This is a genomic window from Okeania sp. SIO2B3, from assembly GCF_010672525.1.
GTDB lineage: Bacteria > Cyanobacteriota > Cyanobacteriia > Cyanobacteriales > Microcoleaceae > Okeania.
The window spans coordinates 26,836-40,403 of the sequence record NZ_JAAHGH010000035.1; the positions used below are offsets into that span (position 1 = coordinate 26,836).

Genomic DNA, 13,568 nt, shown 5'->3' on the forward strand with positions numbered 1-13,568 from the left:
TCCTCCGGAATGCTGCGCAAACAGCGGTCAGCTATCAGCTATCAGCTCATAAAGGAGAAAAAAGCAATTGAGAGACTTCAAATAATTAAAAATATGGTTAAAAGCCTATTATTTAACTTTAGCAGTAAGCACGAGCCACATCTACATTTCCCTCCATAGAAAAGTTAAACGAATGCTTGCTTCATCCATTAAAAAGCTAATAGCTGAATGCGAGCAAATTCCGCAGGAAATTCTTACCTAATTATGATGGTTGAAATTGAAACAAAAAGATTAAAATTAAGACAATTTATTCTTGATGATTTGGATGAATTATACAATCTGTATCATAATCCAAAGGTAATGAAGTATGTGGGAAAAGACATTCTCACTAAGCCAGAAACAGAAGCAAGAATATTCAGTATAATTAAAAGTTGGGAAAAAAATAATTTTGGAATGTGGGCTGTAGTTCATAAAAGAGATCATAAAATGATTGGTCGTTGCGGACTTTGTTTTCTCGACAATACTCCAGAAATTGAGCTTGGCTATTTATTAAATCCTGCATATTGGTATCAAGGATTAGCAACAGAAGCAGCAAAAGCAAGTTTAAGATACGGATTTGAAGAGTTGAAGTTAGAGCAAATTGTAGCAGTTGCTCAACCTGAAAATATTGCCTCCCGACGAGTAATGGAAAAAGTAGGAATGAAATACGAAAAAGATGCTAATTATTATCAGACTAACGTGGTATACTATACTATCTTAAGCAAAGAATATCGGCCTATCAGTTAGTTGTATGTTCTACTTATAAAAATCTGAAAAAATGATGAGTAAATTGACTCTAGTTATCGGCAATAAAAACTATTCTTCTTGGTCGTTGCGAGCGTGGTTAACTATGAAACAAGCAGGAGTGAAATTTACTGAAATTAAAATTCCTCTGGATACACATATTACCCATCAAGAAATTTTAAAATATTCTCCTACTGGTCTAGTACCAGTTTTGTTAGACGGGGATATTAAGATATGGGAATCTCTAGCTATTTGTGAGTATGTAGCGGAGAAATTTGCCAATTATTTGTGGCCAAAAGACCGCGAAGCACGAGCAGTAGCGCGGGCAATTAGTGCGGAGATGCACTCAGGATTCCCAAATTTACGCCAATATATGCCAATGGACTGTCGAGGTCGTTATCCAGAAGTAGGTATAATTCCAGAAGTTAGACCTGAAATTGAGAGGGTCGGAAGAATGTGGCGAGAGTGTCGCGAAAAATTTGGAGCAGAAGGTGATATGCTGTTTGGTAAGTTTACAATTGCTGATGCTATGTATGCTCCGGTAGTTTCTCGCTTTGCCACTTATCACGTGAAACTTGAACCAGTAGCACAAGCTTATGCTGAAGCGGTTTGGGCGCTAGCTGATATGCAAGAATGGTTAGCAGCAGCAGAAGTTGAGTCAGAAACTATTTTTGATTCAAAATTTTAACTGACTAATCTTAGAATTCATCAAATGCAAATTCTTTTAGTGGATGATGAACCGGAGTTAACTTCTCCTCTAAGTCGTGCTTTGAACCGAGAGGGGTATAGTGTTGATGTTGCTGATAATGGAAAAATTGGTAGTCACATGGCAAGTCAGGGTAACTATGATTTGCTGATTTTAGATTGGATGTTACCTCACAAAACAGGATTAGAAATTTGTCAGGAGTTACGTTCGCGCCACGACTACACACCAGTTTTATTTCTTACTGCCAAAGACACAGTAGACGATCGCGTTACTGGATTAGATGCTGGAGCAGATGATTATTTAGTTAAACCTTTTGAGTTGCGAGAGTTATTAGCAAGAGTTCGAGCATTATTACGTCGTCCCCAAAATATTGAAACAAGTACAACTGAGCAACATCTACAAGTAGCAGGTTTAGAGCTAGACATAGAAAATCAAGTAGCTTATCGCAGTGGACAGATAATTAATTTATCGGAAAAAGAATGTAAATTGCTGGCATATTTTATGACCCACCCCGGCCAACTTCTAACTCATCACCAAATCTATGAATATTTGTGGGGAGAAGGAGAAAAACCAAGCAGTAACGTTTTAGCAGCACAAATACGTTTATTGCGACGAAAAATAGAAGTAAATGGAGAGTTGCCACTAATTTATACTGTTTATCGAAAAGGTTATCGGTTTGGAGAAAGTAATTATCATCACCAATCATCGAAATAATTGTTGAAGAAGGCAGCGGGAGCTAGTGCCGCTACGCGGAAGTTAAAAGTCAGTAGGGGCGAATGGTATTCGCCCTCGCCATAAGTAGACTCTCTGCGTAAGTCCTGGTTGCTTTAGGATTTTGTAACGGGTCAGTTATTTCCGCCATCCTGCACTAAGAAAGACAGAAGGTCTAATTGCATGGGAATAGTCTTCGACACGCCACTCCGTGTCTGATCAAAATAATTGGGTCGCGCAACCCCGCCTTTTAAGGCGATCGGGTTTTTGGAGAGTTGCTCAAATCCCCTATTTCCCCTCCTGGGAGGGGGAGGGGCGAGGGGTGGGTTAACTTCTGACTTCTGACTTCTGACTTCTGACTTCGTTAAAACCCCAAACAATTGACTTCTGACTTCCGTGAAATGGTATTACAAATCGCCGCCCCGAAGTGCCAGTAGCACAATAACTACAGGGCCAGCAATTACAACCATGGCCAACATTGTTAACTGGGCAATAGTTTCAAAGTTAATGTTGCTTAACAAATCAGTTAAAAACCCCATAATTCCCCTAAGAATAAATCAAATATATATTGAACTGAAAAACCGTCTTTTATTCTACCAAGCTATCGCTACTTTAATTTAAGATACTTTACAAAACTCAATAATTTAGTTTGCTACAATCAGAAGGCCGTTAATTGATAACTATTGGCTAAAAAAAAATGGCTAGTTGGCGTTGTATAAAAAATTGTGGTGCTTGTTGTTACTTAGACCCAACAGAGCGTCCAGAGTTAGAGGAATATTTATCTACAGAAGAGCTAAAGCATTATATGAGTTTAGTAGGGGCGGATGGATGGTGTATTAATTACGATAGTTTAACGCGAGAATGCCGTATTTACCCTGAGAGGCCCCGTTTTTGTCGAGTCCAACCAGATACTTTTAGAGAATTGTACGGTATTGAACCAGAAGAACTTAATGAATTTGCCATTGATTGTTGTCAGCAGCACATTGGAGATATGTACGGCGATCGTAGTCTAGAAATGTTGCGCTTTAATTATGCAGTGGGTATTTTCAATAATTAATAATTAACAATTAATAATTAATAATTAATTCTTCGGTAAGTATTTGACATTCAAAGTGATTATCTGAAACAATAAGCCAGATTGAAAAAATCTACATATATTCAGTAATTTAGTAATTTATTATAGTTGCCAGTGAAATTTTTCCAGACCAGAGAAAATACAGATCAAACCCAAATAGATTTAGAACAAAAACAAATATCTGAGAGCTTACCTTTGCAAGTTAGTTCAGAAAAAGGTGAAATTTTACCTCCTACTAATTCTCAATCAGAACCACAAGAAACAAAGGTACAAAAAACAGGAGCATGGGCAGTATTTGCTTCAACTTTTGTGACAATACTTTTAGCAGAAATTGGCGATAAAACTCAGCTTACTACTCTGTTAATGACTGCTGAATCTCAATCTCCTTTGATAGTATTTTTAGGTGCAGGTAGCGCATTAGTAACTACAAGTTTGTTAGGGGTTTTGTTGGGTCAATGGTTAGCCAGTCGTCTCTCTCCTAAAACTGTAGAAAGAGCAGCAGGAATTATTTTATTACTAATATCTTTGACTTTAATTGTAGAAGTTTTTTATGAAAATTTTCCTGGTTAAAAAATCAGGAACTAGCTAGGGGAGCTGTTGAATTAGCGACTTACTAGGAGAAAGAATTAAGAGTATAGCATTCATAGGTCTTAAAGTAAATTATTCTTTTTCATCATAAGCAAGCTACATCTACTCCTATTTATAGAATTTAATTCTGAATTCTGACTTCTTTCTTGATAAAAGCTTGACTTTATATAAATATTCTTCTTCCTTCTTCCTTCTTCCTTCTTCCTTCTTCCTTCTTACTTCTTACTTATTAACTAACTATGGATTGGCAACTTTTAGGTTTAAGTTTTATCGCAGTTTTTTTCTCCGAATTAGGAGATAAAAGTCAATTAGCAGCGATCGCTCTTGGTGGGTCTTCAAAATTTCCCCAGGCAGTATTTTTGGGTACTGCATCTGCTCTATTATTAACGAGTTTTTTAGGAGTTTTAGTAGGGCAAGGAGTCGCAGAAATTTTACCAACAAATATAGTAAAGGTTACTGCTGCTATTGGATTTGCAATTATGGGTTTTCGTCTTTTATTCTCTGGTGAAGAGGAGCCAGAAGAGTCGGAAAATAGTTAAGTTTAAATATTGCTTTAACTGATATTTGAAATTGTCTATTTATCAACCCTATCCTGACAACTAAAACTCTGTATGGGCGAATGGACATTCGCCCATACCCATTGCATGAATATCCAAGGAAGAAGGAAGAAGGAAGAAGGAAAAATATTGTTTTGTCTGAGTATGCTGCTAGCGAGCAAGATGCTCGCACTACGGAGATTTGAATATTAATACTTATATCTCACATACTTGGAATCTACTGTAGAAATTTCCAGTAATCAAGAATAAAATCAATTATTGTACATAAATTATCAATTATTTCCCCCTACTCCCTACTCCCTACCCCCTCTACCTCTTACTAACTAACAAAACTGGTTAATATTCCTAAAATCTTCGGTAAGTTTTTGATAGAATATTCCTCTAAATCTAATACTAGAGTTTGAGCTTCTAATTCTAAAAATTGCCAAGCTGTTCCCGTGGTAATAGCTCCATAAATTTTGCTAATTTCATTCCCTTTATTTTGATTAAAAATCTGGGCAGCAACCATTTCGGCAATACATTGACCAAAGCCAGATTTAATATTATCATTCTTAGCTTCTACAAGAGTAACTATTGGTGCTTGAATTATCGTTTGTAATGTGGAACGACTAATAATAAAATCGCAAAAACCATTTAATCCTAGCTCTGGGTTAACATTAAATTCGATGCCAGAAAATAAGTCTATTTGATTATTAGATATTTTTTTTACTTCTGCTAATACTGGAGCAATAATACATTCTGTTTGCGGAGCATTCCGTCAGGAAACTAGCTTTTTCCGAAGCGTTCGCCACTGCTAATGGTAGATAATATTCTAAAGCTTCTTGAAGAAATTGACTGGGAATAACATCTGGTAATTTATTAAATTTACCCAAGTTTTCGACCAGCTGAAGATTAAAATTAGTGAGAACTTACTCTAAGGTAAATTTACTGTAAGGCATGAGTTTCTTTAGAGGTCATTTCAGTGATCAGTTATACCATTTCTCAAAAGTTTTGCTACATCCCCTTGATAGTAGGCAGTAGGGAGTAGGATTATAAAGATATAATATATTTTGATTTAATACCGATAATCTTGACAAACATTACTGAAGCATTATTATTACTTAATAACTGAAGTTGCATCGGAAGTATAGCATTATTTTTGGGAATTGGCATTAGTCAGTTAAGGGTGGGCAAATATTTACTTAATTGAGATTAATTTTATCTCAACCAAAATTCACTCACCCTACTTTTTTCACCTACAACCTTATTATTAGTTTTTTTGTTGATAACACCAACCAAGTAAAGTACCACCAACAACTAATTTAATAATTTCTAATAACCAGTAACCGCCGTGCATTTGATTCATTGCTAAAGGAACTTCTTTAACTGACTCAAACAGATTTAGATTTATACCCAAAGCACTCATTTGAGGAGTTAAACCGTAAGTATCAATTAGAGCGATCGCCAATAATGCTATAGAAAATATAATTGCTGTTTTACTTTTTTTAATAAAATTATTTGGCGTGGCACTTAATACTAATAAACCTGTTAAACCCAAGCTTGCACAAATTAATTCAACTCGGTTAAATAAGGAAAACATTATTGAACCTGCTGCTGTAAAATCTGATGTATTCATCATGCCAGAAGCATACATACTAGGCATAATTACCACGTCTAAAATTATGCAGGCACTTAACCAGAAACCTAAAGTTAAACAAACTATTGTTTGCCAAAGTTTTTGATTAGATTCCAGATTTGGAGAAATAGTTGCCATATATTTTTACCTATTTAGAGTTATATATGAATGAGTTACCTTCAGCTTAACTAAAATTCGCCTCAATTAGTATTAAGTATTTTTACAATCTGATTTTTATAAGAAATGTAAAAATCACTAAAATTTCCTAAACAAGAAATCTAAGTTAGTAATTGGTAATTGGTAATTGCTAATTAATCATTGGTAAATTTCTCAAATAACTTGATAGTAATTTAATATTAGTTTCCATAGAATTAAGGCTTCAAGAATAAATAATTGACTGTAGCTCGAGATTAATAACTTATAAAAGTTGGTAATTATGTGCCGTTTCACATAAAATTGGCATCATACCAAATTCAGATGAAGCTGCATAGAATAATATATTAATCAGAGTTGGTTGTAGCTCGAGATAGACAAGTTAATAAATTCCATAATTCTGTGCCACTTCACATAAAATTGTTATAGTACCTAACACCTATGAGCTAATACCAATTTGATAAATGTTTGCTACATTTTCGCATTGCGGGTGAGTAGGGGAGTGGGGGAGAATTCAACAATTAATAATTAATAATTAATAATTAACAATTACCTATCCTTGAAAAGAAGAGGATTGACTCAAAGGAAAAATTTTTCTTCTCTTGGCCTCAAGGAATTATTTTTTCCTCAACTTTATCCATAACATCTAACCCTAAATAAAGCGTAGGAGAGATAATACAAATTCGATGTCTGAATTTTAAGCTTTTGATCTATCCTAACCTTTACTTAGACTGCTATATTGCAAATTTAAATTGTGAATATATAGTCATTTAAAATAAGAATTAAACACTTTTTCGCCTGAAACTATTTCGAGGCAATAAACCATTGTTTCAATCTACACTGAAATAACTATATAGCGTTTCTCTAGTTACTGAGATACAGTTGTTTTTCTTCTTTTTTATTCCTTACTCCCTACTCCCTAAAACAAATAAATTTTGTACCTCATGCTTCTTGGGAATTGCTATATAAGTTTATAGCAGTTTTCATGTTTCATAGAATACAGAGATTTTGGCTTAAAGGCAGAAGGCAGAAGCTTTGTAGTCAACATGAGTGAAAACCGCTATAAAGCATCTTTATATGACTGAAAAATCGTGGTCTAAAATCTCCCCTTTTAAGAGGATAAAAAGCGGTCGAGAGATGGCGAGGTTTCCTCGCCATATCTAATCAACCAAGAGAAAAGAGAATTCCGTATTTTCTTGCCTCCTTATTGCAGAGGTACTGATAACTGATAACTGAAATGACCTATTTATTTCCAGGTCGGGTGTTCTTTTAATCCATTATCTTAGATTATTCTCAAAATCAAAGCATATTAGCTTAAGTCTATGATTTTATCCAAATACCTAAACCAAGTAAAATACAATCCAATCGACAATAAAATAAATATTAATAATAAAATCCCAAAATTATCCCACTGTTTCATCATCAACATCATTCCCATCAAAAATAAAACCAACTGCCAAGGAATAGCAATCAAAGTTGCCATAATATCTCGTTGATTTTCTACCTTAATTTTTGCCTGAATATTAGTTGGTAATTTTTTCCTAACTACTTCCCAAAAGCCAAAAGGTCTGGTAACCCGATAAAAATTATCAATCGTTTCTAAGTTAGTTGCTGGTGTAAAAAATGTCCCCAAAATACATCCTAAAAAAGAACAAATACTTGGCACTAAAAATAAAATATATTCCTGAATTTGAGAATTATTCACCACAGGTAAAATTACTCCTTTTGTCAAAATAGCAGCAATTAAACCCGTTCCAGTACCAATGGCAAACCCATAACCATTAAATCTCCACCAATACCATCTCAATACTAAAGGAATAAACAGCCCAGTTCCTAATCCTAAAGTTAACCATCCCCAGATATCATTAATATTTGTAATATTAAAACTAAAAATTAACCCTAAACCAACAATGACAATAGACGCTAAACGACCTTGATTAACCAATTGTTGATTAGAAGCTTCAGGTTTAAGATAAGCTTGATAAATATCCTTGACCCAATATGCTGCACTAGCATTAATAATTGAATCAAAAGTTGACATTGCTGCTGCAATAAAACAGGCAATTAATAAACCCTTCATTCCTACCGGAATATATTCAGCAATTACAGTAGGTAAAACTAACTCAGGGTCAGAAATTACCTGATTTTTTAAGCCATAATCTATTCCTAATATTGCCAAAGCTGTAACTAGAGGCCACCGAAAAGATAATAAGAAAATCCAGAATAAAGAAAGTAAACCAGCTTGACGATCACTCTTAGCTGCAAAGTAACGTTGAATCATATACCCACCCCCACCAGCACCACCTTCTAGAAATACTTTAAAGACGTAAAATAACATCACCCCACCAAACAAATTAAAAATACTATAATCCCCTGGCAAATCAATTTTTATTGGAGGGATAATACTACTCCATTCTTTCAAACTCCATTCTTGTAATTGTTCGCTACCCGGAAGTGAAATTGAAAAAGTCTCTGGCAAATCTACAGTTTGAAAAGCAATAAAGCAGATATATAAAATTGCCACAAAAATCAAAAATCCCTGAAAAACATCTGTCAAAACAACCCCATAAAATCCACTCACAGCAGTATAGATTAAAGCTAATAAAATTAATAAAATTCCGGCGAGTTTATCATTAATTCCCAGAAAACCACCTAAAAATTTTCCACCCCCAACTGCAAAATAACTCATTGTACCAATAGCAAAAATAATATTAGCAACTGCACTAATAATTCTAGCTATATTTCCCTCTCTACCTTTACCAAAACGTAACTTCATCCATTCAGCAATAGTCATTACTTGAGCACGACGATTCCATTTTCCCATAAACGTCATTAAAAACGCCATTATTAATACTAATCCACCGCGAATTTCGATAAAAAATCCCTTAGTTCCCAAAGCATAAACTAAAGCAGTTAACACCATAGTACCTGCTAAATCAGTATTAGAAGCCATACCAGAAGCACCCAAAACCCACCAAGGCAAATTCCGATTTCCTAGAAAGTAAGACTCTATTCCTGTAGAAGCTTTTCTTTGTAGAAAAACACCAAAAACTATAATAAATACTAAATAAATTAGTACAACTATATAATCAATTATTTCCATAAAAGTAAATCCATAAATCAATTATTATTGATAATTTTATATCAAAGATAGCACTATAGCAATTATGAGAGTTTCTGATAATTGTTACGAGCGAGCCGACAAAATAAACTATCTGTTGATTCTGTTTTTCAATTGTTGTAAATAACATTAATCGATAATCTTCTAGAAGTATAGCAATATGATTTTAGTTGTGAGATATTGGAGACTTTTGTTTTAGGTATGGAGGGAACAAACCAATACATAAGAATAAGATAACTGCTATATTCTATGCTTTAAAAACACCTCAAATGAAATAGTCATTTGACCTAACCTTAGTCATTGTTTGATTCTTTCTTTCATCCATCTGATAGCTGAATTTGAGCTAGCTGAATGCTTATACGCTAATTATTTACAATTGGTTGGGGGTGAAAAATAGTCCAGCAATTCAGCAGTCAACATTTAGCTTAAATTTATACTCAAACCGAGATAAATTTCCTTTTAAATTGTCTTTAAACCCAAGTTTATAACTAAAAACTGTTAGCCCAGAGCTAGTTAAATTTCCAATAATACTGAATCTAAAACCTAGCATCTACTATAGTAATTTAATTTTGTGGTTTTCGTATCAAAGGAGATATTATTATTGTCTATCCAACTACTTATCTATTATTTGAATTCAAAAAATCCCTAGGATAATTTAGGGTAGATTCTATTCTTCCATTCTCTGGCGATCGCTACAAACAAAATGAATAAATTTCATCCCACTCTGAGAAGCTCATTTCAGTTATCAGTTATCAGTTATCAGTACCTCTGCAATAAGGAGGCTTGAAATCAGGAATTTTGTAACTCACTAGCATGGGAATTGCTATATAAAAATCATAATAACTATTAGATACTCCGCACTAACTTAAATAAATAAAGGAATTTTGTAACTCACCAGCATGGGAATTGCTATATAAAAAATCTAATAACTATTAGATACTCCGCACTAACTTAAATAAATAGTGGTTAAAATTTTAAGTGCCGCCAAATTTCGGGGAATTGATATAACACTAAAAATTAATTACTCTAACTAATTTTCAGAATTAATACGATTCATTTCCCAAGTAGTATAAGTACCAATTGGACTCCAAAATGTATAAGGTAACAATAATATTCCAGCCCAACTATTAATTTGCCAGACAGTCAAAATTAGTATCAAACTTAATACAAAACCCGTTCCTCCAATAATTGTTCCTACCTTCAAATTTTGCATCCAAAACATTACAGGTGTATAAGCTATTGTCACAATTTCTAACAATAAATATAATGCCATTAATAACCAAGTTTTTTGAGTTCCTGGTTCCTGTTCCCAGATAATATATGCAGACCAAGCACCACAAATAAAAATTATCGTCCAAATGATGGGAATTCCTCTTTCAAAAGTTAACCAATGAGGTCGTTGTAGATTTCTAAACCATCGGACACCTCTAGACCGCGTCAAAATGCTACTACTTAATGCTATTAAGAAAGTAACCGCACCAATTATCATCCAAGATTTAATCATTTTTTTTATAGTTTATAATTCACAGCAATGCAACATAAAATGATTAGTATTTAGCTAGTTATAATGTAAGCATTCAGCTATTAGCGGTCAGCTTTTAGCTGTTTCATAGATAATGTATATACACTGATAAGGTCAAGGTCAGTTTTTTTCCAATACTTTATAATTATCCTTAAATTTTTTAATACTAATTCCTGCTCTCAAGGCAATGAATTAATAGCTAATAGCTGTTAGCGTTTGCGCAGCATTCCGATAGGAAAGCTCCTCTGTTTGCGTAGCATTCCGCAGGAAAAGAGGCTAGCTGACGGCTGAATGCTTAATTTTTTTTGTGCCTACCTACTTATTTATGAAGAGTATTAGGTTTAACAAAAGATTCAATCTAAACTCAAAAAACTCTCATGTAAAACCTACCCCCATAACAGTAAATTATTGCGAAACAAATGAACTAACCAAGTCGATGATTTTGTTCTAGTTCAATACTAGATTCATCCTCATTATCTTTAGGAACAAGAAAATTACCATTTTGAGGCTGTAAAACAGCTTTAATTGTTTTCAGAAAACGATTTGATGAAACTTTACCATTAAGTCTTTGACGCTCTTTTACCTTCTTAACAAGATGTCGCATTACAGATAAATCTAATTCATCTATAAAATGGTCAGCAATTTTTTCTCCCATTAAATCAATTGCTTCAGAATACTGCTTTTTCAACATCTCTATAGCTGCATACTCTTCATTATTAATTTCTTCTGAAGTATTATTTATTGCGTCATAATCATTACAAACAAAATTTTCTGCTCCTTGACCTTTTTCTGCCGAATTACTTACATTTGTATAAATCTTATTTTCCGTCATATTTTTATCATTTTCTTGAGTAGATCGTTGTGCTGAAATTTGGTGGCGGTCTATAAAACTTTGATAATCTATAATACTCATGCCAAGATTATAAATATGATGATGTACATGATCTATTAGATCGACTTCATCTGGATTGTAGTAACCACGATTATTGTCAATACCATGTAATTGTGCCCAACGTTTTAGAATTATTTCATCGTCTAAATTGTATCTCTCTAACATTTGACTGGTAGTTAGATCGCTTTGTGGTGTTACTTTAAAATCACTCATTAATTAATTCTCCTTAAAATCATTTGGTTCCTGTATATTGAGATTTTATATTAACATCAAATGTAGATTTAAACTAATAATAGTTGGATAGCAGCAAAAAAAATCAATTAGTATGATAAAACTCGATAAAGACTCTTAAAAAGAATAATTAACCTTAATTAATTTACCAAATCAATCTCAGAAAAAAAGTATATATCCTCACATATATCGCTAAGGAATAAGTCAAGAAAGAAAAAGTAAATAGTAATAAACAAATCACAACAAAGGAAAAACAATCGAAATAGATGGCTTACAGGATTAGAGGAATTATTTTTAAGCATAATTTTCAGCATTTTTTTTGTAGCATTATTTTTTTGATTGGTGTAATACCACTTTGAAGAAATAATTTTATGGATAATAAGTGCCATTAAAATACTTTATATGAAATGTCTATTTGACGGCAAAAATAATTTACGACATCAAAAATGGTATTAAATCTATTCATTCTGACATCTGACTCCTCAGAACCTCAGAAATAGCCTAGTTATTTGTAGCAAAAGTTCATCAATTTGATATAACATATAGTCTTTACAGATGAGCTGTAGATATTAGACTATAGCGTTTCTCAGGCTAATGAGGTACATCTATCTTTATTTTTTCTTTCCTGTTCCCTGTTCCCTAAAACAAATGAATTTTGTACCTCGCGCTTTTTGGGAATTGCTATATAATTTTTTCCTAGCAAAAACTCTCTTTATCCACCGTCACTATTCTTCATAATCTCTCAAAAATTTGATTTTCTGTTTATACATATGGAAAAACTTTAGCATCATCTATAATTAAAAACTAAGCCTTTTACTGCCAGAAGTATTACTATGCCTGTATACGATTATTTTTGTCCAACTAATCAGCAAAAACTGGAAGTTTGGCACAGTATAAATGAAAATATTACAACTTGGGGCCAGTTATGCAAATTAGCTAAATGCGATCTTGGTGACACCCCAGAAGACACTCCTGTTAAACGTATGATTAGTGCCCCTAGAATAATAGTAGAAACGGGCATCAGCGATTTAAAAAGTCAAGGATTTAGTAAATTAGTAAAAAGAGACCAAGGAATCTATGAAAATATCACAGCAACAGGCGATGAAAGTCGCATAGTAAATATCAACGACCATAGTACCTATCCAAATTTTAAGCAAAAACTAGGAGACTAAAATATCACAAAAATCTTTCTAATTTTTACTCCAATAATTTTCTCCAAAAATAAAAATTAGACAATCAAAATCATGGTTGATTACATCAACAAGCTGCTCCTGTTATAAAAATTTTGATGGTTGCTTAATATTCATATATAGCAATTCCCAAGAACCGTGATATACAAAATTTGCTTGTTTCAGGAAGTAAGAAGTATTAATTAATGCGGGCAACAAGGAATAATGATGCGACCCAGCGTCGGAAACATACGAAAGGGAATAGGCATCAAGACAAAAAAGAATAAAAACAACAGTATCTCAGTAACTTGATAAGCACTATATATAGTCGAATAATGTATTAATAAGTAGAATATATTAACAAGTAGAATATATTAACAAGTGTTTTTTTCTATATTAAACATCTCCAAAAATCAAAAAAAAAATCAATTCTCACACAGCAATTATCAATTATTTCCCCCTACTG

At 33.3% G+C, this 13,568-nt stretch carries 16 protein-coding genes; 8 read left to right on the plus strand and 8 right to left on the minus strand.

Features of this window, described 5'->3' with window-relative positions; translation table 11 throughout:
- Positions 1 to 207: 207 nt before the first annotated feature.
- The 3 genes from F6K15_RS21130 to rppA are packed head-to-tail and all read left to right on the plus strand — an operon-like array spanning position 208 to position 2,182.
- The gene (locus F6K15_RS21130) at positions 208 to 765 is read left to right on the plus strand and encodes a GNAT family N-acetyltransferase (protein WP_293063950.1); all 558 of its coding nucleotides are present in this window, start codon (positions 208 to 210) and stop codon (positions 763 to 765) included.
- Between the two features lie 31 nt (positions 766 to 796).
- The gene (locus F6K15_RS21135) at positions 797 to 1,450 is read left to right on the plus strand and encodes a glutathione S-transferase family protein (protein ID WP_293063952.1); all 654 of its coding nucleotides are present in this window, start codon (positions 797 to 799) and stop codon (positions 1,448 to 1,450) included.
- 24 nt (positions 1,451 to 1,474) lie between these two features.
- Positions 1,475 to 2,182 (plus strand): two-component system response regulator RppA, encoded by a 708-nt coding sequence (gene rppA, locus F6K15_RS21140; RefSeq protein ID WP_293063954.1) that lies wholly within the window; start codon positions 1,475 to 1,477, stop codon positions 2,180 to 2,182.
- A 404-nt stretch (positions 2,183 to 2,586) separates the two neighbouring features.
- Here the strand turns inward: rppA and psb30 are convergent, their stop codons facing one another.
- Complete coding sequence (gene psb30 / locus F6K15_RS21145) at positions 2,587 to 2,718, minus strand: photosystem II reaction center protein Ycf12/Psb30 (protein WP_293063956.1); 132 nt, start codon at positions 2,716 to 2,718, stop codon at positions 2,587 to 2,589.
- 158 nt (positions 2,719 to 2,876) lie between these two features.
- Here psb30 and F6K15_RS21150 point away from each other — a divergent pair, with 158 nt between their 5' ends.
- The 4 genes from F6K15_RS21150 to F6K15_RS21165 all read left to right on the plus strand — a co-directional run bounded on the left by F6K15_RS21150 (position 2,877) and on the right by F6K15_RS21165 (position 4,584).
- Positions 2,877 to 3,236: a YkgJ family cysteine cluster protein gene (locus F6K15_RS21150; protein ID WP_293063958.1), complete on the plus strand. Its 360-nt coding sequence runs from the start codon at positions 2,877 to 2,879 to the stop codon at positions 3,234 to 3,236.
- A 132-nt stretch (positions 3,237 to 3,368) separates the two neighbouring features.
- A complete protein-coding gene (locus F6K15_RS21155) occupies positions 3,369 to 3,824 on the plus strand; it encodes a TMEM165/GDT1 family protein (RefSeq protein ID WP_293063991.1) in 456 nt (151 codons plus the stop codon).
- A 257-nt stretch (positions 3,825 to 4,081) separates the two neighbouring features.
- Positions 4,082 to 4,381 (plus strand): TMEM165/GDT1 family protein, encoded by a 300-nt coding sequence (locus F6K15_RS21160; RefSeq protein WP_293063960.1) that lies wholly within the window; start codon positions 4,082 to 4,084, stop codon positions 4,379 to 4,381.
- An 80-nt stretch (positions 4,382 to 4,461) separates the two neighbouring features.
- Positions 4,462 to 4,584, plus strand: a complete 123-nt coding sequence (locus tag F6K15_RS21165; RefSeq protein ID WP_293063961.1) for a hypothetical protein — start codon at positions 4,462 to 4,464, stop codon at positions 4,582 to 4,584.
- A 134-nt stretch (positions 4,585 to 4,718) separates the two neighbouring features.
- On the opposite strand, the gene F6K15_RS38515 is transcribed toward F6K15_RS21165, so the two are convergent.
- From F6K15_RS38515 to F6K15_RS21195, 7 genes are all read right to left on the minus strand, one after another.
- Positions 4,719 to 4,907 (minus strand): hypothetical protein, encoded by a 189-nt coding sequence (locus F6K15_RS38515; protein WP_363268410.1) that lies wholly within the window; start codon positions 4,905 to 4,907, stop codon positions 4,719 to 4,721.
- A 184-nt stretch (positions 4,908 to 5,091) separates the two neighbouring features.
- Complete coding sequence (locus F6K15_RS38520; RefSeq protein ID WP_363268412.1) at positions 5,092 to 5,271, minus strand: hypothetical protein; 180 nt, start codon at positions 5,269 to 5,271, stop codon at positions 5,092 to 5,094.
- 157 nt (positions 5,272 to 5,428) lie between these two features.
- The gene (locus tag F6K15_RS21175; protein WP_293063963.1) at positions 5,429 to 5,551 is read right to left on the minus strand and encodes a hypothetical protein; all 123 of its coding nucleotides are present in this window, start codon (positions 5,549 to 5,551) and stop codon (positions 5,429 to 5,431) included.
- A gap of 97 nt (positions 5,552 to 5,648) precedes the next feature.
- A complete protein-coding gene (locus F6K15_RS21180) occupies positions 5,649 to 6,152 on the minus strand; it encodes a DUF4149 domain-containing protein (RefSeq protein WP_293063965.1) in 504 nt (167 codons plus the stop codon).
- 1,324 nt (positions 6,153 to 7,476) lie between these two features.
- A complete protein-coding gene (locus F6K15_RS21185) occupies positions 7,477 to 9,270 on the minus strand; it encodes a sodium:solute symporter (RefSeq protein WP_293063967.1) in 1,794 nt (597 codons plus the stop codon).
- 1,048 nt (positions 9,271 to 10,318) lie between these two features.
- Entirely contained in the window at positions 10,319 to 10,792 is a 474-nt protein-coding gene (locus F6K15_RS21190; RefSeq protein WP_293063968.1) for a TspO/MBR family protein, read from the minus strand.
- A 442-nt stretch (positions 10,793 to 11,234) separates the two neighbouring features.
- Complete coding sequence (locus tag F6K15_RS21195) at positions 11,235 to 11,915, minus strand: hypothetical protein (protein ID WP_293063970.1); 681 nt, start codon at positions 11,913 to 11,915, stop codon at positions 11,235 to 11,237.
- 851 nt (positions 11,916 to 12,766) lie between these two features.
- Here F6K15_RS21195 and F6K15_RS21200 point away from each other — a divergent pair.
- Entirely contained in the window at positions 12,767 to 13,105 is a 339-nt protein-coding gene (locus F6K15_RS21200) for a zinc ribbon domain-containing protein (protein ID WP_287526127.1), read from the plus strand.
- Positions 13,106 to 13,568 lie beyond the last annotated feature (463 nt).